The following is a 23,654-nucleotide window of genomic DNA, read 5'->3' on the forward strand; positions in this document are numbered from 1 at the left end:
TAGATATGTTTGCTAGGCGCTTTTCAGCTTCTAAAAAGCCCGGAACCGAGGATCACTAGGGCCAAGGATTACTTCAATCTTTCAGTATGACCCTTGCCTATTATTTTGCCGCCAACCAGGGCCTATGACTACCGAACCGATTTTGAGCGAAGTGAATAAGGAGCGCCTTGATCGCGCTAAAGCAGTTGCTATATTTCGCCGAACCCTCACACCCGAGAGTGACAGGGGTTGCGCACTGATTGCTTCTGCGTATCTTGATGCTGAGTTAGAAAAGTTGCTTAGGGGTGCGGTCGTCGAAAACATAGCGGTTGCGAATGCGCTTTTCAGCCAATCTCGTCCGCTGAGTTCTTTCTCTTCACGGATTGATCTTGCGTATCTGCTCGGTCTGATCGATCCGAGCACGCGTCAAGACTTGGACCTCATACGAAAGATTCGCAATGAGTTTGGACACGATCACGCGCCGATTTCATTCGAGACCCCCAAAATCGCCGGTCGTTGCCGGTCGCTGGTCACACAAGGCGATAAGAGCGCCGAGCCGCGAAAGATGTTTGTAAGGGCTGCGATGGTCGCTTTGGCTTCCATCCATACCGGCTACTTTATTCGCATCCGTGCGCATGAGCGATCGGTGTCTGATCCCATCACGGCTGATCAGTGGGTCCATCTTCAATCAGAGGTGCTGAAAGAGTTTGAATCAGTTATTAGCCGGTATGGGGTGGATTACGACTCTCTGGACGAGGCGATGTTGAAGAAGTTCTGGGGCTGGAAGGATTTGCGCCGACCGCCTGATGGTTAATTATTGAACGGGTATCTTCTCTCGACGTCGATACTATCGAGTGTCGGCCAACTCGCATCAGTGGGTCACGGCAGCAAGTGCCGCCAGTGCAATGACAAACAACGCAACAAGCAGCCACTTACGCGCCCTTGCATGCTCTAGAGCCTCGCCTTCAAATTGAGTAATCCGATTCTCAAGTTCAACACAAACCGTGCTGAGCTCGCCGATTTTTCGATCCTGGGCGCTTACTATGGCAAAGGCTTTGTCTCGCTCCCGCTCAGCGTCCTCAGCCGCCTCCCGATCTTCGCCTGCCACCCGTTCGGCTTCGACATGTGCACACAGCCGGTGCGCCAGGTCGCTGGGGGTGAGGAAGCTCTGATCGGCGTATTTGTCCAGCAGGCCGTGATCGGTGGCATGACCGAGCGCAGTGTAGAAGGGTAGGCCGACTTCGATCAGCTTTCGGGCCACTGCCACCGAGTCCGCGATGGCGCCGAGCTTCTCGCCGCCTCCGCGGGCAATCACAATCCCGGCGACGCCTTGTTTTACGAGTTCGTCGATTCCACCGAGGAAGTCGGACTCATCCACGAAGCTGACCTTTTGCTGCGGGCATCTGCGAACCTCAGGCAACCGGGCCGCGCCGCAAATGTCATCCCATCCGGTTTTGGTCGTGAGGAAGCCCAGGGTCTCCAAAGGATTTTCCGCGACAAACTTGGACAACAGAACCACCGGCTGCGTCCGAGACGGCAACGAAATGTGCTTCTCAATCGCCTGAGTGTGCCAGCCGCCTACGGCTTCACCCTGGAGCTCCACGCCGAAACTCTTGGTCACAGTCAGAACGCCAGCCAGGATGACCTCTTTGCCTTCGGCAGGATCTACACCGCTGTTCAGGCGAAAAGGCAGCGAAGCATCGCCATATTGGAGCTTCCCATAGCATCGACGCAGCGATCCTTTCTTCCATGGACGAACATCTTTTGCGATACCGCGGACCCAAATAGGGCCGGTGACCTTTTCAAACCAGACCATTTGGGCCACAAGGTCAGGAGTCAGCACCGGGCCGCCGAATACGGGCTGAGGTGCGGGAGCTGCAGCATCCATGTTTGAACTTCTCATAAGGGCAAAGGGGTATCGGCAGAGTTGAACCACTTCTTGAATGGCTCAGTCTTTATTCCAGTGTCGCATCCAGCACCCGCGAAAGCCGCTCCGCAGCGTCCACATAGGTCGACGCCGGCGCGCTTCCTGACCCACCGAGTTCGTCCACCAGCTGATTGGCGGCTTGGTGAACGGCGGTCATGCCGTAGATTGCCGACAGCGTAATGAGGCGGGCCCGGTAACGGGCCTCTTCAAAGTTGTTCGCCAGCAGTGCTTCATGGAGCACGACCGCCTCATTCAGCAGATCGGCCAAGTCGTCGGGGTTCCATTTCATGAATCGTCCCTAGCGTTGCGAGCAGGCCGACCCGAAAATGCGCAGCGGTCTGGAGCATGGACGAACGAGCGAGCCGCTAACCTAACGCAGGCGCTCTTTCGCGTCCTTAGTCCTGGAGTCTTCACATGCGTTTGAAGCGTTATCTCGCCCTGGCGGCCGTCCTCGTGGTCGGGTGTGGCACAGCGTTGGCCGCCACCGCGCCCGTTACCGGCTTGGGGCAGTCCTGGCCCAATGCGCCCGATCAAAGCACCTCGCCTCAGTTCCATGTGTATACCTTTGACCGGAAAGGTGTTCGCTATATCCAGGTCAATGACACGAACGGCACGGTGCGTGGCGCCATCGCGGTAATAGGCGACGAAGTGATGGCCCTTCCCATGGGCACGGACGCGACGCGTTGGAGCGCCAGCACCCTCTCCACCGCTCGCGCGGCTGGGCCGTCGGTCTATCAAGACGCTGCCGTGAGGGTGAGCGCCACCCCATTGCCGGACGGTTCGCTGCGCCTGTTGCTGGCACCAAGCCAGTGCGAGGACCCGGCCAAGTGTTCCATCAAAGGTCCCTAGGGCAGTTGCCCGCGTCGGACCGATCGTCGGCTATCCGGCGGTCGGTCATGACTTCTTTCCCTGCGTCGGTGACGGTTGCCTAAAGCGCGCGGGCGCGCGACCACCGATCAGAAATGCACCGGACAGCCCGAGCGCCAAGATGACCTCGACACGTAGCGCATTCGGGTCCAGGTTGCCCTGGGTTGTGAGTGCCAGGGCGATGCTGGCACCCAGACCGCCAAAGGCACTTCCATGCCAGCCGTGTCGCCAGGCGAGCCCAAAGACCGGCCAGAGCAGGGCGAGGCGACTTGCTTCTCGCAGGGAGTCGTCGGCGGTGCCAAGGGCCAGCCAGGTCAGCGCGACCAGCAACGGAATGACCCAGCAGAGCATCTCCTGGAACAGCGAGCTCTGCCAGATCATCTGAAGGGTCAACGGACGCCCTTGGAGGGCGAGGAACCGCTCTCGCAGGGCCAGGATCACTGGCGTGAGTGTCAGCGAGCCGAGGTAGGCACCGAGCAGGTAGGCCCAGAAGTAGTCCGATGCCGAGATCGCTGGCCATTTCCCCGGGGTCGCGCTCCACAGGGCGGTGAGCAACGTGAGCGTGGTCGACGCGGCGGTGATCAGCGCGCATCCCAGGGTCGCAGCGAGGATCAACGGCAAGCGCAGCTGGCCGCGGTGGTCGTAGAGCGTCCAGCGCTGGCGAAGCGGCTTCATCAGGCCCATCCACAAGGCCACCAGGGGCACGGAGGCCGACAGCGCCCAGGCGGGCCCGAAGGTCGGCGCGCAGAAGATCGCGTTCTCGATGAGCGGCAGGCCTTCGCCCAAGGCTAGGGCCGGCCAGTAGCGCATGGGCAGCAGAAGGAGGCAGGCCAGCCGAAGGCCCGCGGTGAGGAGCCACTGGGGCAGGGAGACATAGCGCGTGAGTTCGTAGCCGGCCGCATACGCTGCAGCAATGGCCAGATGTGCTCCCCAACGATGAAGTCTCTGCGTGCGTCCGTTCACGTTGCCTCCCTGAGGGCCAAAGGGTGACACGGGGGTCAGGAGGGTGGAATGGCCAGAACCCCTGTCACGGAGCACTTTGAATACCTTTGCCGATTACCGGTAACGATCGACCGCACCGCCGCAGGATGCGCGAGTTCTTGCGGCCTACGGATCCCCGCGCAGCCGTCGTCCGACTTCGTAATACAGCGCCATCGACGGCACATCGGCCATATTCTCAGCGAGCACGTAGGTCACCCCGTCCACATCAAGGCTGACGTAGTGCGCGTAGGCCGCCGGTTGGCCATACGCGGCGGCGTTGCGCCGGTTGAGCACATACTGACCCGTGATCGCCACCGTAGCGCCGTTGGGCAACACGACGCCGCCATGGCCGACCGAGAACGTCACGCCTCCGGACTTAGCCACGACATGGCGGCGCGCTGGTCCCAAGCACAGTGCCGTGCCGGCAAGCCAGGCGGCAAAAAAGGGCACGCCGCTACGGTCCAGGTCGTGGCCCAGCGCCATCCAGAAGGCGGTGACTACGATGGCGATCAAGGCACCCGGGAGCATCGCCATCAGGATGGTCGGGACCGCGAATCCCGTGGAACGAACGGTAAACGCCCAACGGCCGTCTTCCTGTCGAACCTCGAAATGCCGCACCGGCTCGGGATGTGTCGATCCCTTTTTACGCAGGAACACGAAGCAGCCGATCGCGGCCGCGAGAACGACGAGCACGAGCATGGAGACCTCCGGAGAGCAATGCCGCTAGGCGGGCATGGGTTGTCAGCGGGCGCGCTGATCGCGATTGCCATCTGGCGCAAAGCCGCCGACCCAGAAGAGGGGCTCTTGCGGACTGGTCGCATACCCCGAAATCACCATGGCGCGCACGACGATGTCCTGATACTGCCCTCGCAGTTGCGGGTTTGGCGCGCTGCCGAAGTCCATCAAGAAGGGAAGGCGGGGCGGGTTGGGCCCCACGGTGCGATCGGCCGTGACGGAGATACCGGGCGCAAACGTCTCGCGGGACAACTTCCCCACATACGTGGTCGTGGGGTCGCGCAGGGTCGTGGTGGCACCGAGATCATCTTTCGTCTCCACCGGTGCGTTGCACAGGTCGAACACTTCTTCGTAGTGCTTGGTGTCGCTGGTCCAGATCGTCGCGCGGGTGCGCCAGCACGGTGCCGACGCGCCGAACGATTCGAAGAACAGGCTGACGCGCGGGAACTTGCCCGGGTTGTTCATCGGACTCCAGCCGCGGAAGAGACCCGGAAAGGTGCCGCCCGAGGCCGGTGAAACGGGTCGGTAGACCGGACCGTCCGTGACGGACGGCCCGTTGCCGGCCTTGGCCTGGCCGTTTCCGCTGGTCTGTCCAAGGACGGCGCCGGCCGTGCGCTGAAGAAACCCCTTGAACCCCCCGGAGGTCTGCGCCGAGGCAATACTGGAGACGAACAGGACCACCAGCGCCGACAGCCTGGCACTGCGATAGGAATAGGCCATTTCAAAGTTCCCTGTTGATACGGGCGATCGACAATCCCGAGGCATGCCCGATGAGTGCCTTGGTGAGGCGAGACTACGATCGATCTCCCGAATGAAGTCTAAACAAAAACACAGTGTCGGTGTATCAGGGTTGGCGCCATAGCTTAGGAGCCCGGTTCCAAGGGCGGGCGACATGGCGGCGAAACAATCCGGGGACGACGCGTCCCTGAAATCGATTTACCGGCCCGAAAATCAGGCCTTCCTTGCCGTTCTCCGCGGCTTGCGCACCCGCGCGAACCTGACCCAGGCGGATCTGGCCCAGCGGCTGGGGCGTTCCCAAAATTTCGTGACCGCGGCCGAGCGCGGGGTCACCCGCTTGGACGGTCTCCAGTTGCGCGATTGGTGTGCCGCGTGCAACTCCGACCTGGTCGCCTGGGCCAAGGCCGTCGAGAAAGCCTTGAAGTGAGGGCTGGCTAGGGTAGGGCGTCCTCCCGTTGGCGCAGGCCGGCGCGGCGGGCTTTCCCCAGATACAGGGTCGGCTGCCGGCACAGGTTCCACTGCGTGACGGTCAGTGGCCCACGGTCGGGGTAAATGACCCGCAGATCCACCACACAAGCGCCCTCTGGAAAGGAAACTGTGGCTTGGCCGGCGCGACCGCCTTGAAGCGGCCCTGCCGTGTCCAGGGTCCGGTATGCAGTGGTGCCATGGACGGTGGCCTCCACGCGCACGGCAGGCACCGCGTCGTCGTTGATGAGCGTGAGGTAATGCGTCGCCGCGTGGACGGGCGACGCCAGGATGCTGGCGAACGCCAGCGCGAACCGATGTAAACGCATGGAAGCCCCCTGTGGGCGATGAAGGTGCTTGACCAGCGTAGGGGTGGGCGACTACGGTCCGCCTCCACAGAACTGGGGAGGCGGACCCGCTTCGTTTCAGCTATGGATAGCCCCATGAACGCACGGAAGATGCTCCCCTCGACGTCCGCCGAACTGCTCGGCGACCTTTACGAAAGCGTGTTGTCACCCGAACACGTGCCCGCTGTGCTCCGCGCTATCAATGCGCATCTCGACTGCGACGGCATCCACCTCGTGGGCTGGCAGGAGTCTACGGGTCAGCCGATCGTGTCCCTCGTGACGAGCCCGCACATCGCTGTGGCGGAGAAGGCTTACTTGGAGCACTACGCCGCCATTGATCCTCGGAAGGACATGGGGACGCGTCGTCCGCTCGGCGTCGGCGGCGCGTGCCACGATTTCTTTGACAATGCATTCGTCGCTGCGGACGAGTTCTATCAGGACTTCTTGATCCCGCTCGGACCCCGATACATCTACGGCGGAAATGTTCTGAGGCGGGATGATCGCCTCGTCCACGTCGTGTTCAATCATTTGGTGGGTCGGCCCCGTTTCGAAGGGGACAAGCGAGACGCACTGGATCAGTGGTTTCCGCACCTCGCCCGATGGGCAAATCAGTTAGTTCAGGTAGAGGGACTCCGCCAGGCGGCGGCGTTGGGCGAGCAACTGGTCGACTCGCTGGACCAGGGCCTCGTGTTCTTCGACCCCAGTGGCAAGTTGCTCCACGCGAACCGCCTGGCCGTGAAGTTGCTGGGCGACCGGCTGCTTCGTTCCCACTTGGGGCAGGAGGGGGCGTCCCCATTCGCATCAAGCCTGGAGCCCATCGTCCGCTCGGTCGCCCTGAGCCGGCAGGCGGTTCGTTTTCGTATGCGGGGTGTCCGTCGGTCTGAGCTCAAGGTCAGCGTGCTCCCGCTGGCCCGGGCGTCATTGGGACGTGGGACCGACTGGCTGGGGCGGCTGGCGTCGGGGTCCGCTAGTCGTGGGCTCCCGTTAGGGGCCGATGTGGTGTTGTGCCTGGAGCCGGCGCCCCCTCCGCCCGCACCAACGCTGGAGCATCGCGCTCGGGAATGGAGGCTGACGCCCGCCGAGATCCGGCTGCTGAAGTCGGTCATGACAGGAGCGAGCGTGTCCGAACATGCGGCCAAGGAAGGGGTTAGAGAGAGCACGGCACGCACACATGTGCGTGGCTTGCTGGAGAAGTCCGGGGCGGCTAGCCTGCGTCGGCTGGTCGCGATGATGGGAACCATCCGCTACCGTGACTGAGTATGGATCGAGTCGCCGTCGCTGGAGGCAGTCAACGATGCAGAGAGCAACCCCAGGGTTGGATACGATCGCGAAGCTGCACACGTTTTGGAGCAGGGCTTGATCGAAAGCCGGTCGGCCGTCCCGCGCGCAGCGCGGTTCGTGCTCGATTAAGCGCCGCCTGCATTAACACCAGAGATATTCGCCCACGCCTGTTTGAGCGCGCTCGCGTTGCCCTCTTTCGGCCAACCGGTGACTTGCTGGACCAAGTGGCCGTTCCGGAAGAACAAGAACGTGGGGGTTCGCCAGTTCCTCACTTCCGGCCATGCATCACGTGAGCCGGCCAAGGCGATGGGCGCGATGGGGTGGGCCGTGTTCCACGCCACAAACCCCGAGAGGTCGACATTGCGATCAGCCGGTGCCACCCACACCGAATGGTCCTTGATCATGGCTCGCAGCGCTTCATCGTGCTCAATGGCTTGGACGGCGTGCTGCGTGAAGTGGCATCCCGGGTGGCTGATAACGACCACAAAGGGACCAGAGGGTATGACCGCTACCGACGGGTGAACCGTGTGCGGCCCGGTGACGGAAAGCAGGCTATGTATCTGCCCTGGAGAGAAAGCGAGGTCGCTCGTCACCGGAGAGGGCAAACCCGCGTTCGGATGACTCGCGGCGAACCGTTGCATCTCGGCGAGATCCCGGGACTGGAACAGGGCCTCAAAAACGTCCTGCCGCTGCTCGTCCGTCGCCGCACCGCGCTTTTCGAGTTCGGAAAAATCATGGCGCAGGTCGGACAGGTGCGATGGGCTAGGCGCATAGAAGCTCACGCTAGAGGAAGCCCTGAAGAGCGCCGCCACATCCCTGTCGCTTGCCTGCGCGAGCAAATGGGGCGATTGCATCGGAGTGAAGCGGGTGTCGTAAGCGCGTGCCAGAATGCTTGCCTGATCGTCCTGGCCAAAATGCGATTGCTCGATTTTCGCAAAGGCCAAATACGCCTGTTCGGCTGGGGTGAGTTTTTGGTTTTCGGCAGCGGCCTGCGCGTCGGCATGCATGCCGAATGCTAACCAAAGAAAAAACGACCATACGATCCATGCTCGCATGCATCTCTCCAGCAGATAGTCGGTAAGAGGTGGGCGATACAGCAGCACCGCCCACCCGGCGGACGCCCGCCTGGCGTCCGCTCAGCACTCACTTGCAGTTGTCGGTGCAGGCCGAACTGGGGTCTTCCGAACAGGTGCTATGACCGGCGCAACGAAAGCCCTTGAGCGGCTCAAGCATCGGCACCACACGAGATGCATCGCGGTCAGCGGTAGCCAGCGCCGCCCCTTTGGCTGATGGCTGGATGTCGATGGCATGCGCTTGGGCACCGAATAGCGCGAGGACTTGATAAGCCTGTGCCGTGGTCAATCCGCGTAGCGCCGTGGCGTCGTAGCGGCTTAGTCCGTCGGGACCAAACTGCAAGGATTGCAAGAACACCGCACGATCCAATGGGGCCAGGGCGTCTAAGGCGCTGGCACGTCCCGAAGCGGTGAACGCGGCCAGGTCATCCGCCGAATGTAGCGGGGCCAGTGAGCGGTTGATGGCATCGCGCTGAGCTAGGTCCTGGGCCAACACGTCCGAGGTGGCGGCTTGCACGATAGTCGCGCTCCCAAGCGCAAGAGCGACGGCGAGGAAAACAGTGGACAGTTTCATGATATGCATCTCCAAGTCAGCAAGTGCCGGCGCACGCGTTGTGTTCGGCCACGGTGCAAGTGCCGCGGCCCTCGCAGAGGTAGCCCTTCAACGGAATGAGCGACGGCCTGAACTTCATGATGCGCTGGTCGGTCGGTGAGGCAGCCTTCAGATTCAGCTGCGAGGTGAAGCTTTGCTGGCCAATGAGGGCAAGCACTTCGTGGGCCTGGGAAGGCGTCAGGTGTTCCAATACATCGTAGCGAAAGCTCGTCACACCCGAGGCGTTGTAGCGCAGGCTGTCGAGGAACACCTGGCGGTCCAAGGGTGACAGCGCCAGGAGCGGCGAGTCGGTGGGGTGGACTGACGCATACGCAACGATGTCGGCCGGGGTGTGGATGGGCGCCGCCTGAAGGTCGGCGGAAGCCTGTTGCGCCGCTTCGGCGTTGACCTCGATGTTCGGCTGCTGGAGTTGCGCCGCGCGCAGGGCATCGGCTTGGTCTGCCATGGCCGGGGCGACGGCCCCTGCCACTAGCGCGGCGGTCAGGAGGGCGCTCAACGCCCGCGTGTTTATGCGCATCATCATCGGTTCCTCTTCAATCCAGAAAAAGTTCAGACGGTTGGGTCATGGGACCGTTCCTACGACCCAAATAAAGCCTTACGCATGCACTATGTGAATTGCATCCTGCTCTTGAGCATATTCGTATGCTAAAGCGGCAAAAGGTTATAAAAAGATTAAATCGCACCTCAAAATGTGCGCTAAGTCACGTGGGAGTTGCGTCCGACCTACACGGTAGACTGCTCCAATGTCCGAGCGATCACGTGGAAGTCCAGCAACCGATCTGCCGTTATGCCGAGAAGGATAGGCTCGCGTGTGAACCACCTACCATCGCTGAGCCTGCGCCGCCACCGCAAGTCGCACCCACAGGGCGAGTCTCCGAAGATGCCGAGCCGACCAAAAAACGAGTTGTAGCATTGGCGCGCATCTCGACCGGCCGCCAAGACGTAGTCTCACGTCGTTGTCCGCTCTTCAAGCAGTCTCCGGGCAGCCGCCGCTTCTTCGCGAACTGGCAGGACTGCCCAGGGCAGGGCGCCTAACGCTGTCAAACCAGCGCCAAGCCATCGCTGGCGCGAGGGTCAGCCTCGAGCGTGAGTTGGTGCTGATGGCCTCTCCGGCCTCATGAGTAGGGTGACCAGCGGTAAAGGGTCACTGTGCGCCACGACACATCTGAGCGCCGTGGAAGGGCCTAGGGTGGACCTTCCTAAGCCTTCCGCATGGTGGCGATATGGGCGCCCCCGACCTGGTTGATGAAAGCAGCCCCATCTCGGTGGCGGCTTACCTGCGTATGTCCACGGATAAGCAGCAATACTCGATTTTGAACCAGTCCCTTGCGATTGCTTCGTATGCCGAACACCACAACATGGCGATCGTCAGAACCTATCGTGACGATGGTCGAAGCGGCCTGAACATTGAGCACCGTCCAGGGTTGCTTGGCTTGATGGAGGACATCAAACGGGGACGGCCGGGTTACGAAGTGATCCTTGTCCTCGATGTCAGCCGTTGGGGCCGGTTCCAGAATGTGGACGAGGCCGCGTTTTACGAGTTCCTGTGCTGGCGCGCCGGCGTGCGGGTCTGCTACGTCGCCGAGCTATTCGAAAACGACGGTAGCCCGTTCGCGATGATCATGAAGGGGCTAAAGCGCGCGATGGCGGCCGAATACAGTCGGGAGCTGTCAGGCAAGACGTCGGCCGGTCAGCGGCACTTGGCCAGTCTGGGCTTTCGACAGGGTGCGCAGCCGGGCTATGGGCTCCGGCGGCAGCTGCTGAATGCGCGTGGGGAGCTCAAAACCGTCATGGCGTCGGGCGAAGTGAAGAGCTCCACGACCGATCGCATCGTGCTTATCCCCGGCCCCAAGGAAGAGGTTCGGATCGTCCAATGGATTTTCGAACAGTGCCTGGCCGGTGAGCTTTGCGGAGACATCGCGCGGGCGTTGAACGATCGTGGATGGCTACGTCCGGGTCAGCGCGCTTGGACCTACGGCCGGGTCCGTTTCATCCTGCAGAGTGAGAAATACGCTGGGGATGCGGTCTATGGCCGAAGCAGCAAGAAGCTTGGCGGCACCCTTCAACCCAACCCGCGAGGCGAGTGGATCCGTAAGCCGGGTGCCTACCGGCCAGTCGTCTCGCCGGAGACCTTCGTCCGTGCGCAAGCGCAGTTGGCGATCACCCTGAAAGGGGTCAGCGACGAGGAGCTTTTGGAAGGCACTCGCGTCCTGTATGCGAGAGAAGGGCGGTTGACGGGACCGCTGATCGATGCGGAGCCTGGGTTGCTGGCGAGCCAGAACATGGCACGTCGGTTCGGTGGGCTGACGAACCTTTATCGCATGGTGGGCTTCACCCCGAAACGTAACCCTCGGTATGCCGCGGTGCGTTCTTGGGTGACGCGCTGGCGGCAAAGCTTGACCGCCTTCACCCAAGATTGGCTGATCGAGCAGGGGTCTGTGGTTCGTCGCGATGGCTGGTGCTTGACGATCGACGGCGCGTGGTCACTTTCGTTCTCCGTGCTCAATGGCTGCCACATCCATTCCCGTCGCCAGCCCCAGTGGTTCAACCACCGGCCGTCGGAGTTGACGGATATCGTGGTGTTCGCCCGCGGCGTGTGTGGCGAAGTTGGCTTGCGCGATTACCTGGTGTTGCCACGCATGCTCTTTGCGGATTGGCCGCGCGGATTCTACCGGGCGAATGGGCCGATCGTGGACAGCTGCGCCTATCTGTCGCTGGCCGTCCTGGGCGACCTGGCCCGGTTGTCCCGCATGGAGACGCAGGCATGTGGGTGACCCGCTCGGAACGCGATTACGTCCGGCGGCAGGAGGCTCTTTTATTGCTGGCCGCCGCACACGACGCCGAGGGGAGGTTCAGCGCCGCCTTCCGAGCGCTGGACGCTCTGGTTGCTGACCCTGCAGCGAAGCTCTTGTTGGCGCGCCATGGCATTGATCGTGTCGCCCTGGGCCGATCGGCCAGGCTGCCTGCGAACGGCCGGGCGGAGGGGCTGGCGGTTCTGGAGGCCATCGTCCTGCGAGGGGTGATCTCCGCACTCTTGGAGGATCCGACGCTGGTGCGGTGGCTATCGCGCCATCACCCGGCTCAACTGGCGGTCCTTCATGAGGTGGGCTCGGCTACAGCGGGGTGAACCCGATGCGGTCGAACTCATCCGCGAGCCGAAGCATGCCCGCACCATAGCCATCGCCAGGAAGCGAACCGGCTGGGCCGAGGGTGACGACCAGGTGCGCTGCCGCGATGGCCAGGTCCACATGGCCGCCGGCGTCGGCCTTGGCGGCGATGATCTGGGCCCGGAATCGGGCCTCATCGAAATCGCCGGCCAGAGCGGCGTCGCCCATGTCGGCGGCGTCGCTGACCAACGTAGCGACGCTGAGGATCAAGTCTTCGGTCTTGGCGTCCATGAAGCAAGTATAAGCTCGTATCTTGCGCGGCGAGAGGGAGGTGTCCGCGTTTGCATTGGGGGAATCTTCGCGGTCGATCGGCTGGATTCTCTGTATCCGCTGCCTTGCCGTGAACGGACTTGGCGACGGGAAGGGGATGCGGCACCATCAGTCGCTCAGGATCACCTCAAAAGGCCACCGGAATGACCCCACGCACGCATTGGACCGCTTGGATCGCAGTATCTGTTCTGGCTCTGGCGGGTTCGGCCTGTGCTGGGCAGTCGCCCACCGTCACGATCCACACCGAAGCTTATCCCCGGCCACCGTATTCGGAGGCGACGTATTACGTCTACGAGCGAGATGGCAAAGTGATCTGCACGAAACTGGCGGTCTGTGACAAATACGACCAGTGCGACACCGGCTACCACGCGGGCGCTTTCGTGGAACCCGAGGACCAAAAAACGGGCAAGCCCTACCATGTGACCGCCGCGGTGCCCGTTCCCCCGAGCAAGCGCGCCAAGCATCAATGCCTGGCGAAGTTCGTGCCTGACGCCCTCTAAGTTTCATGCCACAAAGGACGGACCCATGACCACTCAGCGCGAAGCGGACTTCCTTGCCGCCGCCTATGCCTCCGGTATTACTTCGCCGAAGGAGCTGGCCAACCTGATGGGTCAGGTGAGCCATGAGTCGGGTGGATTGACCCGCATGGAGGAGAGTTTTCGCTACCCCGGCGGACTAAAGGATGTGCCGGTCGCCTCCGCGAGAAACAGCCCCGATGGCGAGTCCGCTCACCAGGCAGCGATGGACGGCGATCCCAAGCCGCTGGCGGAACTGATGTATGGCGGGAAGATGGGCAATGCGCCGGGGGAGGGCTACACCTACCGTGGCCGCGGCTACATCCAGCTGACCGGCCACGACAACTACGAGGCGATGGGTAAGGCGCTCGGCGTGGATCTCGTCAAGCATCCCGAGCTGGCGGCCCAACCCGAGGTCGCGGCACGCATCGCGGTGAAGTTTTGGGAAGACAACATCCCGGCGAACGCCCGCGAAGACGTGGCCAAGGCCACCCACGTAATCAACAAGGGCGACAAGGGGCTGGAAGACCGCGAGCAGCGAGCCGCTGCCTGGGAGGCGAAGCTGACTCCCGAGGTGATGGCCGGCTTGGCCCGGGGCGAAATGACGCTGCCGATCGCCGCCGAGCGGGAGCACGGCCACCATGCTCCCGTGGGCGGGGCGCTGCGCCAGGGTAGCCAAGGCGATGCGGTGAACGCGCTCCAGACCCAGTTGGGAGCGCTCGGTTACCTCAAGGATGCCCAGGGCCATGCGCCCACCCCCGACGGGCACTTTGGGCCGCAGACGGCCGCCGCCCTCCGGGCCTTTCAGCACGACCACAGCCTCCAGGCCGATGCGGTGGCCGGATCGGCGACCCAGCAGGCCCTCCAGGCGGCCCAGCACCCCACGGTAAACCAGCCCGGCCACGCTGGCGCGCCCCCGCTGGCGGGGGCGGTGTTGCTCAATGATCCGGCCCATCCCGATAACGCTCTCTATTGCCAGGCTCGGTCGCATGTCCATCAGCTGGATGCGTCCCTGGGGCGCACCCCGGACGGGTTGAGCGACAACCTAGCGGGGGTGGCCACGGTCCAGGCGCGGCGGGACGGTTTGGAACGGATTGACCAAGTGGCACTCAGCACGGACGGCCAGCGCCTATGGGCGGTCCAGACCCCGCCGGGTCGCACGGATCACTTGTTCGACCTTCGGACCAGCGTGCCGACTGAGGCGGTCCATACGCCTTTGGCGCAGAGCAGTGCGCAGTGGCCGCAGGCCATGGAGCAGTTTCAGAGTCAGCAGCAAGCTCAAAACTCAACCCAGGCGCAAAGCGTGGAGCAGGCCCAGCAGCAGGGACCTACGATGAGTCGGTAAGTCAGAACGTGAAGAGCGCGAAATCGGTAAAGAATGAAACCGTATCGCACTTATCGTTGCGGCAGCGATCACGGGGCAGTTACGATTTACTGCGGCACAAAAAAAGCCACCCCGGCAAGGGTGGCTCTGCGCCGGGGCCCTAAGCGACGTCGCTGCTATGGAGCAGGCCAGTGGCGTTGGGTAGGCGGATTTCACATAGGAAAACTGAGGCTACTTGCTGGTGGCGAACCTGTCAACAGATTCCCCGGATTGCTGTTCATAGAGAAGGGGTTATACGGTGGAAGTTCGGGCGTGACTAGGAGCACGTCCAAACGAACGCCGGATGAAAGTCCTTAGTTGTGTTTTCGCTTATCGGGCGAGCTCCGCTCCTAATAAGTTCCCAAGGAGCATTTTATGTCCGGATCCAATCGGAGTTGGAAACTCAAGTTGATCTTGGCCGCCATCCCCTCGATTTTGGGCGGAGTGGCCAAGGTCATCTTGGCGTTCCACGGCCAGTAAGCCGTGGGGGCCGGGGTCTGCCAAACCCCGGCCCTCTTTTTATTCGTCGGCGCCTGCCAAAACTTTCGGCTGGAGAGATGCGACTGCCCGGCGATATTTTTCCATCGTCTCGGGAGTCATCCACGACTTCTGCGCCAAATGGTCCTCTTTCTCCTTTGCCTTCGCCTGCGTATCAACGTCTTCAGGCCAGACCGGATATGTCCAGCCGGTGGTCCCTTCGAAGATGATGTGCTCGTCCTCAATCCGCACGCTCGCACGCTCGTTGTATTCGCCGATGTTTTCAGCCTTGAACATCTCGGTCTCCCCGCTGCGGGAACGCCACAGTGGCCTCCCCCGACTCATTAAGATTGGGGCACGGGAGTGGCAACCCAACGAGCGGCGAACCTGCCTTAGACCCACTTCATCTCAGTCTCGTCTTCTGAGACCTCCTCCCGGCATCTTCGCCCCTGAACCCACCTCATCCCCTTTGTGAGGTTCAGCGGCCATCCCGTTGATCTTGGCACTGGGAAATTTTGACCCTTTCATTTTCACCTAAAAGGGTGAAAAGTGTCCGCCATGACGCTCCTTCTGACCCATCGCCAGCACAACGTCCTCGACTTCATCCGAGCCCGCCTCCAGCGGGACGGGGAGGCCCCGACGCTGGAGGAAATCGGCCAAGCCTTGGGCATCGAGCACGTCAGCGCCGTGCTGAAACACGTCCGTTCGCTCCAAGCGAAAGGCCGCTTGGTCATTGAGCCCAATCGTCCCCGCGGCATCCGTCTGATCGCGGAAACCGACCCCATGGCGGCGGACACGCTCGACCTGCCCCTGGTGGGCCGGATTGCCGCGGGCGAGCCGCTGTTCTCGTCCGAGCGGGTCGAGCGTTCGCTTCGGGTGTCCACCTGGCTGTTCAAGCTCAAACCGGACTACCTGGTCGAGGTGGTCGGTGACTCTATGCGGGATGAGGGCATCCTCCATGGCGATCTGGTCGGGGTCCACGCCACCCCGGTCGCCCGGCATGGCCAGATCGTCGCCGCCCGTATTGGAGACGACCGCTTCACCATCAAGCGCCTCCACCACCAGGGCGACGTGATCCGCCTGCTGCCCAACAGCCCGGGCTACCACTCGATTGATCCCGATCCCACGGACGACTTTGCCATCGAAGGACTGTTTGCAGGCTTGGTCCGGAGAAGCTGATGGGCGCCGTCGTCGCCTTATCGGACCTCGTCGAAGCCCGGCAGGTCTGGCGCGGTCGTGCCGCGCCCGTGCCCGCTGGCGACCAGCCGACGGGCTTGACCGCCCTGGATGCCGCGCTGCCCACCGCCGGCTGGCCGGACGCCGTTCCGTTTGAATGCTTCCCCTGGGTTTTCACAGGGCCCCGCCTGACGGTGGCTGGCAACATTCAAGGTCAATCCATTTGACAGTCGCAATATTTAGGTGATCAAATCCGTTTCGACGCAACTTCGACCGCCGGCAATGTCCTCAGAAACGATTGCAAACCTGATTGTCGAATCTCTCTCCAGAGATTTCATCCTTACGGTGGATGAACTGCTAGAAGCAGGTGCAGTCCGTGCCTATCAGAAGGCAAAAGACGCGTCGGACGGACACCTTCCCCATGTTGTCGGGACGCTTCGACATTTCTTCATGAACGAAGCATTTCACGCGGCACTCGATGGTAACGGTGGCGCACCAACTCAGGTTCGAGGCAACCGCCTCGTTGTCGGTCGTATCGGAGCGATTCAGTTGGCTCGCTTCAACACCCACCGAGGGCCTTGGAACAACGCTCGCCGGAGCAAGCAACGCCTCGTGCTGGCGGAAGCTAACAAGGCCATTGAGCCGTTGGTGACCGAGGACCTCCTTGATCCCCAGCCATATGTGGAGCCGGCGACCTTTACAGTTTTCTTCGCCGCTGTCTTCAGCCCAAATGTCCGGGACGGGGAGCGCCCAATCTCCACCGAGATCGCGGTGCCCGACAAGGATATGACGGGCTGGCTTTTCCGAGAGCCCATTGAGCTCTTCTTGCGTCGGTATTCCAAGAAGAGTGTCCAGGAAGACAAGGCCCGTCCGAAACTCAAGATCATCAAAGAGAATGAGGCCACCCCACCAGGGTCGTGACTATGTCCAAACGAATCAGTTTCCAGACGGACCGCCTTCTCGAAGTGCTCGCGGTCCGTCGTCTTTCTCAGGTTACGCTGGCCGCCATGGTCGGTGTGTCGCCCTCAACCATCAGCAAGTGGCGTTCGGGTGCACAGGCGCCGGAGCCTGATAAGTTGGAGCGCCTGGCCTCCGTGGTCAACGTTGCTCCCGAATGGTTTACCCGGCCCGTTCTGGATGAAACCAGTGCGCCGCTGTTCCGTAGCAACGCCTCGGCCCATCAAGCGGCGCGCGACATGCTCCAGGCGCGGATGGCTTGGGGACAAGACATTGCTGTGACGCTCCAGGAATACGTCGATTACCCGGCGCTGTCCTTCCCCATCCCCTCGTTCACGGACCCTGATCAGATCGGGTCTGCGGATATCGAGGCGGCCGCTCAGGAATGCCGTGAGTTGTGGGGCCTGGGCACGGGCCCGGTTCAGGATGTCGTTTTGGCGTTGGAGAATGCTGGCGCCATCGTCATCCGCGAGGAGACGGGAGTAAGCCAGATCGAAGGGTTGTCCGCGTGGAGTTCCGTGCTGGGTCGGCCGCTGGTCCATCTCGCGTCCGACAAGGCCAATGGGTTCCGTAGCCGGTTCGATGCGGCCCACGAGCTAGGCCACTTGGTCCTTCACCGGTCTATCCCTAAGGCGACCGATCGGGTGCGTTACAACGAGATGGAGCGACAGGCGCACCGGTTTGCCGGCGCGTTTTTGTTGCCGGCTGATAGCTTTTCTGCGGAAGTCCGGCTTCCAGTGACTTTGGACAGCCTTTTGCTGCTCAAGCAGCGATGGGGCGTCTCGGTGGGCGCCATTGTCATGCGCCTAGAAGCCCTCAGGCTGATTTCGGAAGCGGATAAGGTCGCCCTGTTTAAACGCCGATCGGCCCGCTGGGGCGTTAAATCCGAACCAGGCGATGCCGGGTGGGCACCCGAGCAGCCCCGCTTGCTGCGCCGAACCATCGAACTGCTTCTGTCCGAAGGCGTGATGACCACCGAGGGCGTGGCCCGACATTTTGGCTTGTCGGAGCAGGATGTGGAGATGTTGACCGGGTTGCCCGAAAGCTACCTGAGAGGACCGGCTGATGTTCTGCAGATGCCGGTGCGCCGAATCGGGCCGACTGTTGCGGAGGCCCCGACACGAGAGAGCGTCGTGCTAGCGTTTGATCCCCACCGGCGCCGGGGAGGGGTCTGACCGGGGCTGTGCATTGGTGGGGCTCTTCAACCACGACAGCAGCACGGGTCATCACCACGCAACAGCTCAGCTGTTGTCCCGATGATGACCTCTAAAGAATCGAAGTGCTGGATCCCTCAAGCGTGCTTACGTCCCACACCTGGAAGACTTGGGCGCTCGGTTAGATCGGCAAGGCGCTGCTGTGCTCTGGTCGTTCGGTCCAGCAAGTCAACGAACTCTGCGAGTGCCTCCCAGGCGCACTGGGACCGAGTTTGTGCCAGCCGGTTCTTGGCGGTTACTGCCGCTTCCGGGTTGTAGTCGATCAAGAACGCCGGCGCCAAGTTGGCCACATCCCAGCACCAGCTCTGCTCTTGCTCCTGGCCAATATCGATGACCCATCCATCCGTCGCCAGGAACGACAAGGCGCTACGCCGGGGGCGGCCACCCCGCCGTGGGGCCACCTTCGCTGCGGCGTCGCGCTTGGCAAGGGCTGTTAGACGAATGGATTCTGGAATCGGCTCGGTGGTGCCGAGAAAGCCATCGGCGAGACCGGCTGCCAAAGCAGGGAGGGGGAAGAGCCAGGTGGCAGCTGGGCTTTTGCGAAGCCCGGGGATGAGTCGGCCACTTTTGGCGTAAACGCGGGCCATCTCTGTGCTAGTAGGCACTCCGACGTGCTCGGTCAGAAACCGGGCGGCATCGTGCAGGTTGATCGTCAGCCGGCCGGGAAACGTCTGGTCCAAGAGGGCCAGAAACCGGCGATAGGTTTCATCACGTGCCGACTGGTGCGCATCCATACAGACCCCTCACCCTGACAAAAATGTGGGAGACACTTCGGGGGCAGTGTAGCGCTGATTTGGTTCCGATTGCCCCCAGATCGGCTGAGGTCGGCTCATTCCACGGACACAAAAAAGCCCCGAAAACCAAGAGTTTCGAGGCTTATTAGGAGTGGCATGCTGCAGGAGAGGATGATCGATGATCACCTTGCGAACGCGACGCTCTCCCGGCTGAGCTACCGCCCCACGTACCGAGGATCATATCAGCGAATCTGGTGAGTGCCAACATTGTCACTTCGAGGCGTCTCAAAGCTTACCGCGTGGGCTTTCGCTTCACTTCGCACTAGGTGCCTGGCATATCAGCCTCGCCTTTAGCGACGCCGGCCATGCCGCGCTCAGGCCTGGATGGGACAGCAGCCTGCCGATGCGCGCGCGCTCACCCGTCTGGCAAACGTCATATCCGTGATCAAGCAGCCATGTCGCGGTCTTCGGCTGGCCGCCGACGAGTGCGGCTTCCAACGCCCCTCGCGGAACGTTGTCGACGTGATCGGGAGTGGAACCGGCTGCAATGTTCGCTCCCTTGGTCAGGAGTGCGGCCATAGCCTCGGTTTGCCCGCATTGAGCCGCCAATACGATGGGCGGCGAAGCAGTCAGTGGCGAGGTTGCGTCAGGATCTACCCGGGCCGAGAGCAGGGCGGATAGCGCGTGGGAGTTGCCGATCCAGGCAGCGCCCGCTAATGCCTGCTTGAGCGCGTCGGTCGATGTCTCATCAGTCCGGCCAACGAGTTCGCCCAAGGCTGAGTCAAATGCGGCGTCATCTCTCGAGAGGACTGCCGAGCGAAGCCTCGCCGCACTGTCTCCATGGGATGCCTGTGATATCGCATCCTGCGCGGCAGCCTGTTGCATCGATAGGCAGTCCGGTGTGGATGCGTGTGCCGCGCTTGCTGCGGCAGCGATAAGTAAGGCAAAAGCCAATCGTGCCTCGCAGGACCTATTCATACGTACTCCTTACGGTTTTCTGCTTGACCCGGTAAATGACACCGTCCGGTCCCTAATGCACCATCCGGTTAAACCAGATTCGTGACGAGCAATGGATGACACCTGTCAGATGCTAGCGCCGCACGTGCTGGGGACAATGCATCCGCAGCCAGATAACTGACTAACGGAGCAAGCGTAATGAATTCGATCCTCGGCGTAGCGGCACTCGCAATGGTCTTCGGTGGGTTCCTGATCTGGGAATGCGCCAGCTGGGTCGGTGCACGCGCGGAACTCGTAAAACAGCAGGCCCGCAAGTTGAGACTGGAAAACGATCAGCTTGAAGCGATGCGGGGCGCGCAGACGTATTCAAGGACGCAAGCACGGTTCTGATCGGTGCGCATGGTGCGTCCTGCACAGCCCCACGGTCCCGAACATGCCTGACCGTCCCAAAAGGGCGGTTTTCATCAGGCGAACGCGGTGCAGCCACTAAGGCGAACGACTACGACCAACGAACCGTTCGATGCCTGGTTGGATGCCTAGCCGCGATCCGGCAACAGCGCGCAGAGACGATCGTGCAACACCTCGCGGCGCCAGCCCTCCAGGGCCTCGGGCCACACGCCACCGCTCATCACCAGCTCTTCCATCGAGCGCCGCGCGCAGAGCAGGCCCGGTGGGACATCCAGCTGGGTGGCGAGGGTGTCGATGGCGCTGCGCATCTCGTTGATCGCGCGTTTGGCGTCCCCGACCGGATGGCCGATGATGGCAACGGTGCTTTCCACCTCATCCGCCGTGACCGGCTGGCGCACCAGGTCGAACAGCTCCTGACGCTGTGCCGAGCGCAGGGCCCGGGTGCCGCGTACGCGCTCGTCCAGCTCGGCGGGGGTTTGCGGTATCGAGGCGACCAGGTCGAGGGCGTGGTTGTCTTCCAGCAGCCAGGAGCGGGGTTTGTCCAGCGTACGTGCCGAGGCCTCCCGCCAGCGTAGGATACGGCGCAGCAAGGCCTGCTGTTCTGGCGCCCATTCGCTGGCCGCCTTGAAGCCACGCTGGGGCTGGGCATCGCCCTGGCGCTGGCTGGCGCGACGCTTCATCCGTGCGCAGTCTTCCGCGTGCCAGTGGGCCCGGCCACGTTCGGCCAGGCGTTCGGAGAGGATCGCGTGGACCGGGTGCAGATGGACGACGTCGAGCGTCGCGTAAAGCTTCTGCGACTCGGTGAGCGGACGCTGCAGCCAGTCGCTGCGCGTTTCGCCCTTGTCCAGTTCTTCGCCGACCAGTTCCGCCACCAGGGCGCGGTAGCTGATGCCCAGGCCCATGCCGACGAAGGCGGCAGCGATCTGCGTGTCGAACAGGATGTGCGGGCCGTCCGGAAGGAAAGGGGCCATCGCTTCCAGGTCTTCCCCGGCGCTGTGCATCACCGTGACGACCGGCTGCGCCGCGAAGACCGGCGCCAGGGCGTCGTCCAGCGGCACCGCCAGGGGGTCGATAAGGGCGTAGCGGCCTTCGTGCGCAAGCTGGAGCAGGGCCAGCTGGGGGTAGAAGGTGTTGCGACGCATGAACTCTGTATCGAGCCCCACGACTGCCGAGGGGGCGATGGGGGCGAGCCACGCATCGAGCCCCTCGCGATGGTCGATCCAGGGGGCGGGGTGAGCGAGGTCGCTCGTTGTCATGCAAGATCCTTGGGGTCGGTCAGGAGTCGCGGCGACGTATCGTGTTGCCCTGCCGGGCGCGATTCCCTATGGTTGCAGCGCACGATAGCAGGCTCGCACGGAACCGCCCACCATGCCCAACACCGAGACCGTTCGACGACAGCGCGCCATGGGCGGCGCGTTGGGCGTGGCCTTGCTCGGTTTTGCGCTGTTCTACCATTTCTTCCCGCAGGTGCTGCACGTCCAGACCACGCAGAACACGCCGCGTTCGCCCATGCGGGGCCAGCCGACCACGATGGGTTTCGACCAGCGTCCGCAAGCGGCGGCTGGGGCGGTGGTCTCGGAACTCGATGCCGGGCCGCCGATCATGTTGGCGCCGACGGCGGTGATCGCGGCGCGGCGGCGTGAAAAATCCCCGGAACGGGTGTTGCCGGCGCAGAAGAGCCCGGATACGCCCGAATTGACGGCCTTGCTCGATCGCGGCGACAAGGCCCTGGCGGTCGATCGCCTGGTGGGGGGCAAGGACAGCGCGGCCGCGCTCTTCGGCGCCGTGCTCAAGGAGAAGGCGGACAGCCAGCGTGCCCTGGCCGGCATGGACGAGGTTCGCGCGCGCATGGCCGCCGAGATCGAGCAGGATATCGCGCTGGGCGACGCCGATGCGGCGCGCGAATCGCTGGCGGCGCTGAAGGCGTTGCCCGCAAGCGCCGCGGATGTCGCGCCGCTGCAACAGAAACTGGGCGTGCTGGAAAAGGTGCGGCCGCTGCTGGGCAAGGCGGCGACGCAGTTGCAGGAAGGCAAGGCCGACCTGCCGCACGGCGACAGCGCGCTGGATACCTATCGCCAGGTGCTGCAGATGGACGAGGGCAATGCGGTGGCGGAGCAGGGCATCACGCAGGTGCAGCGCACGGTGCTGGACAAGGCGCTGGCGGCGGTGGCCCAGAACGACTTCGCGGCAGCGGACACGGCCCTGGCCGCCGCCGCGGTCATCCAGCCGGAATCGCAGGCGCTGCAGGATACGCGTGGTCGTATCGAGGGCATGCGCCGGCAGAGTGCCACGGCGATGCTGGCCCAGGCCCGCTCCGCCCTGGATGCCGGCAATCTCGAGCTTGCCCGGCAGCTTGCCGACAAGGCGCAGCAGACCAGCGCCGACCTCGCCGGCCTGGACGACTTCAACGAGCGGCTGACCAACGCCCGCCTGTACGCCAGTTACAAACCCGGGCAGGTCTTTGCCGATCGCTTCGTCGACTCCACCGGACAGGCGCCGGCGATGGTGGTAGTCCCCACGGGGCGCTTCCTGATGGGCTCCCCCGACGGCGAGCGCGGCCACGACGCCAACGAGGCACCCGTGCACGAGGTGCAGGTGGACAAGGGCTTCGCCATGGCGCGCAGCGCGGTCACCATCGGGCAGTTCCGTGACTTCGTCCGCGCCACGGGCTATGTGCCGCAGTCGGTGTCGATGCAGGGCGGCAGTGTCTACGACGAGCAGAGCGGCGGCCTGCGCGACGACTCCAACGCCAACTGGCAGGACGACTACGCCGGCAAGCCCGGCCAGGACCGACTGCCGGTCATCAACGTGTCCTGGAACGACGCCAAGGCCTACGCCGACTGGCTCTCGCAACGCACCGGCAAGAAATACCGCCTGGCTAGCGAAGCCGAATTCGAATACGGCCTGCGTGCCGGCACCACCACGCGCTACTGGTGGGGCGACGGCTCGCCCGGCTCGCGCGTGGAGAACCTGACCGGCGGCAACGACCGTTCGGGCTCGGGCCGCCGCTGGAGCAATGCGTTCAACGGTTACAAGGACGGTTTCTGGGGCCCGGCCCCGGTCATGAGTTTCACACCGAACGCCTTCGGTCTTTACGACATGGGCGGCAACGTGTCCGAGTGGGTGGCCGATTGCTGGCACGACAACTACATCCGGGCACCGCGTTCCGCGGAGGCCTGGGTCAACCCGGGCTGCGGGCGGCGGGTGATCCGCGGTGGTTCGTGGGGCAGCGCGCCGGACATGGTGCGATCGGCTTACCGCCAGGGGGCGACCTCCGACCTGCGCAGCGCGCGTGTGGGTTTTCGCGTCGTTCGCGAGTTGTGAAGCCACTCCCTGCCGGATACGCCTAGCGGATCACTTGACGCTGACGAGCCTCGCGAAACAATCTCCGGAAAAGCCGCGCACGGCAT

At 63.0% G+C, this 23,654-nt stretch carries 28 protein-coding genes; 14 read left to right on the forward strand and 14 right to left on the reverse strand.

Annotated elements, in window-relative coordinates:
* Positions 1-124: 124 nt before the first annotated feature.
* Entirely contained in the window at positions 125-793 is a 669-nt protein-coding gene (locus FA89_RS19670) for an MltR family transcriptional regulator (RefSeq protein WP_081916527.1), read from the forward strand.
* Positions 794-850: 57 nt separating this feature from the next.
* Here FA89_RS19670 and FA89_RS12645 read toward each other — a convergent pair whose 3' ends face one another.
* Together FA89_RS12645 and FA89_RS12655 are read right to left on the reverse strand one after the other, a co-directional pair.
* Positions 851-1,867, reverse strand: a complete 1,017-nt coding sequence (locus FA89_RS12645) for an exodeoxyribonuclease VII large subunit (RefSeq protein WP_185754346.1) — start codon at positions 1,865-1,867, stop codon at positions 851-853.
* Positions 1,868-1,934: 67 nt separating this feature from the next.
* Positions 1,935-2,195: a hypothetical protein gene (locus FA89_RS12655; protein ID WP_036140912.1), complete on the reverse strand. Its 261-nt coding sequence runs from the start codon at positions 2,193-2,195 to the stop codon at positions 1,935-1,937.
* Between the two features lie 125 nt (positions 2,196-2,320).
* Here FA89_RS12655 and FA89_RS12660 point away from each other — a divergent pair, with 125 nt between their 5' ends.
* Positions 2,321-2,755 (forward strand): hypothetical protein, encoded by a 435-nt coding sequence (locus FA89_RS12660; protein WP_051938730.1) that lies wholly within the window; start codon positions 2,321-2,323, stop codon positions 2,753-2,755.
* A 45-nt stretch (positions 2,756-2,800) separates the two neighbouring features.
* Here FA89_RS12660 and FA89_RS12665 read toward each other — a convergent pair whose 3' ends face one another.
* The 3 genes from FA89_RS12665 to FA89_RS19270 all read right to left on the reverse strand — a co-directional run bounded on the left by FA89_RS12665 (position 2,801) and on the right by FA89_RS19270 (position 5,209).
* Complete coding sequence (locus tag FA89_RS12665; protein ID WP_036140913.1) at positions 2,801-3,736, reverse strand: MASE1 domain-containing protein; 936 nt, start codon at positions 3,734-3,736, stop codon at positions 2,801-2,803.
* A gap of 144 nt (positions 3,737-3,880) precedes the next feature.
* Positions 3,881-4,453: a hypothetical protein gene (locus tag FA89_RS12670; RefSeq protein ID WP_036140914.1), complete on the reverse strand. Its 573-nt coding sequence runs from the start codon at positions 4,451-4,453 to the stop codon at positions 3,881-3,883.
* 42 nt (positions 4,454-4,495) lie between these two features.
* A complete protein-coding gene (locus tag FA89_RS19270) occupies positions 4,496-5,209 on the reverse strand; it encodes a hypothetical protein (RefSeq protein WP_051938731.1) in 714 nt (237 codons plus the stop codon).
* Between the two features lie 172 nt (positions 5,210-5,381).
* Between FA89_RS19270 and FA89_RS12680 the strand changes: the two genes are divergently transcribed.
* Complete coding sequence (locus FA89_RS12680; protein WP_036140915.1) at positions 5,382-5,654, forward strand: helix-turn-helix domain-containing protein; 273 nt, start codon at positions 5,382-5,384, stop codon at positions 5,652-5,654.
* Between the two features lie 7 nt (positions 5,655-5,661).
* Here FA89_RS12680 and FA89_RS12685 read toward each other — a convergent pair whose 3' ends face one another.
* Positions 5,662-6,021, reverse strand: coding sequence for a hypothetical protein (locus FA89_RS12685; RefSeq protein WP_036140917.1), 360 nt, complete (start codon positions 6,019-6,021; stop codon positions 5,662-5,664).
* 114 nt (positions 6,022-6,135) lie between these two features.
* Here FA89_RS12685 and FA89_RS12690 point away from each other — a divergent pair, with 114 nt between their 5' ends.
* A complete protein-coding gene (locus tag FA89_RS12690; protein ID WP_036140919.1) occupies positions 6,136-7,296 on the forward strand; it encodes a helix-turn-helix transcriptional regulator in 1,161 nt (386 codons plus the stop codon).
* Between the two features lie 149 nt (positions 7,297-7,445).
* Here FA89_RS12690 and FA89_RS12695 read toward each other — a convergent pair whose 3' ends face one another.
* From FA89_RS12695 to FA89_RS19275, 3 genes are all read right to left on the reverse strand, one after another.
* On the reverse strand, positions 7,446-8,375 hold the full coding sequence (locus FA89_RS12695; protein WP_036140921.1) for a hypothetical protein: 930 nt from the start codon (positions 8,373-8,375) through the stop codon (positions 7,446-7,448).
* An 88-nt stretch (positions 8,376-8,463) separates the two neighbouring features.
* Entirely contained in the window at positions 8,464-8,967 is a 504-nt protein-coding gene (locus FA89_RS12700; protein WP_185754347.1) for a hypothetical protein, read from the reverse strand.
* A 16-nt stretch (positions 8,968-8,983) separates the two neighbouring features.
* A complete protein-coding gene (locus FA89_RS19275; RefSeq protein WP_051938732.1) occupies positions 8,984-9,526 on the reverse strand; it encodes a hypothetical protein in 543 nt (180 codons plus the stop codon).
* Between the two features lie 703 nt (positions 9,527-10,229).
* Between FA89_RS19275 and FA89_RS12710 the strand changes: the two genes are divergently transcribed.
* A complete protein-coding gene (locus tag FA89_RS12710) occupies positions 10,230-11,780 on the forward strand; it encodes a recombinase family protein (protein WP_051938733.1) in 1,551 nt (516 codons plus the stop codon).
* Positions 11,771-12,133, forward strand: a complete 363-nt coding sequence (locus FA89_RS12715) for a hypothetical protein (RefSeq protein WP_036140925.1) — start codon at positions 11,771-11,773, stop codon at positions 12,131-12,133. The genes FA89_RS12710 and FA89_RS12715 overlap by 10 nt, the downstream gene beginning before the upstream one ends.
* Here the strand turns inward: FA89_RS12715 and FA89_RS12720 are convergent.
* Positions 12,120-12,404, reverse strand: coding sequence for a hypothetical protein (locus tag FA89_RS12720; RefSeq protein ID WP_036140927.1), 285 nt, complete (start codon positions 12,402-12,404; stop codon positions 12,120-12,122). The two genes, FA89_RS12715 and FA89_RS12720, sit on opposite strands and share 14 nt — an antisense overlap.
* Before the next feature lie 182 nt (positions 12,405-12,586).
* Between FA89_RS12720 and FA89_RS12725 the strand changes: the two genes are divergently transcribed.
* Both FA89_RS12725 and FA89_RS20830 read left to right on the forward strand, forming a co-directional pair.
* On the forward strand, positions 12,587-12,943 hold the full coding sequence (locus tag FA89_RS12725) for a hypothetical protein (protein ID WP_051938734.1): 357 nt from the start codon (positions 12,587-12,589) through the stop codon (positions 12,941-12,943).
* A 25-nt stretch (positions 12,944-12,968) separates the two neighbouring features.
* Positions 12,969-14,303 (forward strand): XVIPCD domain-containing protein, encoded by a 1,335-nt coding sequence (locus tag FA89_RS20830; RefSeq protein ID WP_051938735.1) that lies wholly within the window; start codon positions 12,969-12,971, stop codon positions 14,301-14,303.
* A 537-nt stretch (positions 14,304-14,840) separates the two neighbouring features.
* Here FA89_RS20830 and FA89_RS12735 read toward each other — a convergent pair.
* Positions 14,841-15,095, reverse strand: coding sequence for a hypothetical protein (locus FA89_RS12735; protein WP_036140929.1), 255 nt, complete (start codon positions 15,093-15,095; stop codon positions 14,841-14,843).
* A gap of 261 nt (positions 15,096-15,356) precedes the next feature.
* On the opposite strand from FA89_RS12735, the gene lexA reads away from it, so the two are divergent.
* From lexA to FA89_RS12755, 4 genes are read left to right on the forward strand one after another with little or no spacing between them, the layout of a single operon-like run.
* The gene (lexA, locus tag FA89_RS12740) at positions 15,357-15,977 is read left to right on the forward strand and encodes a transcriptional repressor LexA (protein WP_036140930.1); all 621 of its coding nucleotides are present in this window, start codon (positions 15,357-15,359) and stop codon (positions 15,975-15,977) included.
* Positions 15,977-16,201, forward strand: coding sequence for a hypothetical protein (locus tag FA89_RS20630; RefSeq protein WP_036140932.1), 225 nt, complete (start codon positions 15,977-15,979; stop codon positions 16,199-16,201). Before lexA ends, FA89_RS20630 begins: the two co-directional genes overlap by 1 nt.
* 16 nt (positions 16,202-16,217) lie before the next feature.
* Positions 16,218-16,895: an alpha/beta hydrolase gene (locus FA89_RS20225; RefSeq protein ID WP_185754348.1), complete on the forward strand. Its 678-nt coding sequence runs from the start codon at positions 16,218-16,220 to the stop codon at positions 16,893-16,895.
* A gap of 2 nt (positions 16,896-16,897) precedes the next feature.
* Positions 16,898-18,106, forward strand: coding sequence for an XRE family transcriptional regulator (locus FA89_RS12755; RefSeq protein WP_036140935.1), 1,209 nt, complete (start codon positions 16,898-16,900; stop codon positions 18,104-18,106).
* Between the two features lie 116 nt (positions 18,107-18,222).
* Here the strand turns inward: FA89_RS12755 and FA89_RS12760 are convergent, their stop codons facing one another.
* Positions 18,223-18,879, reverse strand: a complete 657-nt coding sequence (locus FA89_RS12760) for a hypothetical protein (protein WP_036140936.1) — start codon at positions 18,877-18,879, stop codon at positions 18,223-18,225.
* Between the two features lie 312 nt (positions 18,880-19,191).
* Positions 19,192-19,857, reverse strand: a complete 666-nt coding sequence (locus FA89_RS20945; protein ID WP_441295040.1) for an ankyrin repeat domain-containing protein — start codon at positions 19,855-19,857, stop codon at positions 19,192-19,194.
* A gap of 177 nt (positions 19,858-20,034) precedes the next feature.
* Here FA89_RS20945 and FA89_RS12770 point away from each other — a divergent pair, with 177 nt between their 5' ends.
* The gene (locus FA89_RS12770) at positions 20,035-20,226 is read left to right on the forward strand and encodes a hypothetical protein (RefSeq protein ID WP_036140940.1); all 192 of its coding nucleotides are present in this window, start codon (positions 20,035-20,037) and stop codon (positions 20,224-20,226) included.
* 146 nt (positions 20,227-20,372) lie between these two features.
* On the opposite strand, the gene rnd is transcribed toward FA89_RS12770, so the two are convergent.
* Positions 20,373-21,500: a ribonuclease D gene (gene rnd / locus FA89_RS12775; protein ID WP_036140941.1), complete on the reverse strand. Its 1,128-nt coding sequence runs from the start codon at positions 21,498-21,500 to the stop codon at positions 20,373-20,375.
* A 112-nt stretch (positions 21,501-21,612) separates the two neighbouring features.
* Here rnd and FA89_RS12780 point away from each other — a divergent pair, with 112 nt between their 5' ends.
* The gene (locus FA89_RS12780; protein ID WP_036140943.1) at positions 21,613-23,568 is read left to right on the forward strand and encodes a formylglycine-generating enzyme family protein; all 1,956 of its coding nucleotides are present in this window, start codon (positions 21,613-21,615) and stop codon (positions 23,566-23,568) included.
* Positions 23,569-23,654 lie beyond the last annotated feature (86 nt).

Source organism: Luteibacter sp. 9135 (genome assembly GCF_000745005.1).
Taxonomy (GTDB): domain Bacteria; phylum Pseudomonadota; class Gammaproteobacteria; order Xanthomonadales; family Rhodanobacteraceae; genus Luteibacter.

What these genes read in the sequence shown, in the direction of transcription:
- FA89_RS12780 (WP_036140943.1), top strand. Translation starts at nt 21,613, where the DNA reads ATGCCCAACACCGAGACCGTTCGACGACAGCGCGCCATGGGCGGCGCG.
- FA89_RS12710 (WP_051938733.1), top strand. Translation starts at nt 10,230, where the DNA reads ATGGGCGCCCCCGACCTGGTTGATGAAAGCAGCCCCATCTCGGTGGCG.
- FA89_RS12660 (WP_051938730.1), top strand. Translation starts at nt 2,321, where the DNA reads ATGCGTTTGAAGCGTTATCTCGCCCTGGCGGCCGTCCTCGTGGTCGGG.
- FA89_RS12695 (WP_036140921.1), bottom strand. Translation starts at nt 8,375, where the DNA reads ATGCGAGCATGGATCGTATGGTCGTTTTTTCTTTGGTTAGCATTCGGC.
- FA89_RS20945 (WP_441295040.1), bottom strand. Translation starts at nt 19,857, where the DNA reads ATGAATAGGTCCTGCGAGGCACGATTGGCTTTTGCCTTACTTATCGCT.
- FA89_RS12760 (WP_036140936.1), bottom strand. Translation starts at nt 18,879, where the DNA reads ATGGATGCGCACCAGTCGGCACGTGATGAAACCTATCGCCGGTTTCTG.
- FA89_RS12700 (WP_185754347.1), bottom strand. Translation starts at nt 8,967, where the DNA reads ATGAAACTGTCCACTGTTTTCCTCGCCGTCGCTCTTGCGCTTGGGAGC.
- FA89_RS12645 (WP_185754346.1), bottom strand. Translation starts at nt 1,867, where the DNA reads ATGGATGCTGCAGCTCCCGCACCTCAGCCCGTATTCGGCGGCCCGGTG.
- FA89_RS12720 (WP_036140927.1), bottom strand. Translation starts at nt 12,404, where the DNA reads ATGGACGCCAAGACCGAAGACTTGATCCTCAGCGTCGCTACGTTGGTC.
- FA89_RS19270 (WP_051938731.1), bottom strand. Translation starts at nt 5,209, where the DNA reads ATGGCCTATTCCTATCGCAGTGCCAGGCTGTCGGCGCTGGTGGTCCTG.
- FA89_RS19670 (WP_081916527.1), top strand. Translation starts at nt 125, where the DNA reads ATGACTACCGAACCGATTTTGAGCGAAGTGAATAAGGAGCGCCTTGAT.
- FA89_RS12755 (WP_036140935.1), top strand. Translation starts at nt 16,898, where the DNA reads ATGTCCAAACGAATCAGTTTCCAGACGGACCGCCTTCTCGAAGTGCTC.
- rnd (WP_036140941.1), bottom strand. Translation starts at nt 21,500, where the DNA reads ATGACAACGAGCGACCTCGCTCACCCCGCCCCCTGGATCGACCATCGC.
- FA89_RS12770 (WP_036140940.1), top strand. Translation starts at nt 20,035, where the DNA reads ATGAATTCGATCCTCGGCGTAGCGGCACTCGCAATGGTCTTCGGTGGG.
- FA89_RS12655 (WP_036140912.1), bottom strand. Translation starts at nt 2,195, where the DNA reads ATGAAATGGAACCCCGACGACTTGGCCGATCTGCTGAATGAGGCGGTC.
- FA89_RS12690 (WP_036140919.1), top strand. Translation starts at nt 6,136, where the DNA reads ATGAACGCACGGAAGATGCTCCCCTCGACGTCCGCCGAACTGCTCGGC.
- FA89_RS12680 (WP_036140915.1), top strand. Translation starts at nt 5,382, where the DNA reads ATGGCGGCGAAACAATCCGGGGACGACGCGTCCCTGAAATCGATTTAC.
- FA89_RS20630 (WP_036140932.1), top strand. Translation starts at nt 15,977, where the DNA reads ATGGGCGCCGTCGTCGCCTTATCGGACCTCGTCGAAGCCCGGCAGGTC.
- FA89_RS12685 (WP_036140917.1), bottom strand. Translation starts at nt 6,021, where the DNA reads ATGCGTTTACATCGGTTCGCGCTGGCGTTCGCCAGCATCCTGGCGTCG.
- FA89_RS12725 (WP_051938734.1), top strand. Translation starts at nt 12,587, where the DNA reads ATGACCCCACGCACGCATTGGACCGCTTGGATCGCAGTATCTGTTCTG.
- FA89_RS12735 (WP_036140929.1), bottom strand. Translation starts at nt 15,095, where the DNA reads ATGTTCAAGGCTGAAAACATCGGCGAATACAACGAGCGTGCGAGCGTG.
- FA89_RS20830 (WP_051938735.1), top strand. Translation starts at nt 12,969, where the DNA reads ATGACCACTCAGCGCGAAGCGGACTTCCTTGCCGCCGCCTATGCCTCC.
- FA89_RS19275 (WP_051938732.1), bottom strand. Translation starts at nt 9,526, where the DNA reads ATGATGCGCATAAACACGCGGGCGTTGAGCGCCCTCCTGACCGCCGCG.
- lexA (WP_036140930.1), top strand. Translation starts at nt 15,357, where the DNA reads ATGACGCTCCTTCTGACCCATCGCCAGCACAACGTCCTCGACTTCATC.
- FA89_RS12670 (WP_036140914.1), bottom strand. Translation starts at nt 4,453, where the DNA reads ATGCTCGTGCTCGTCGTTCTCGCGGCCGCGATCGGCTGCTTCGTGTTC.
- FA89_RS12715 (WP_036140925.1), top strand. Translation starts at nt 11,771, where the DNA reads ATGTGGGTGACCCGCTCGGAACGCGATTACGTCCGGCGGCAGGAGGCT.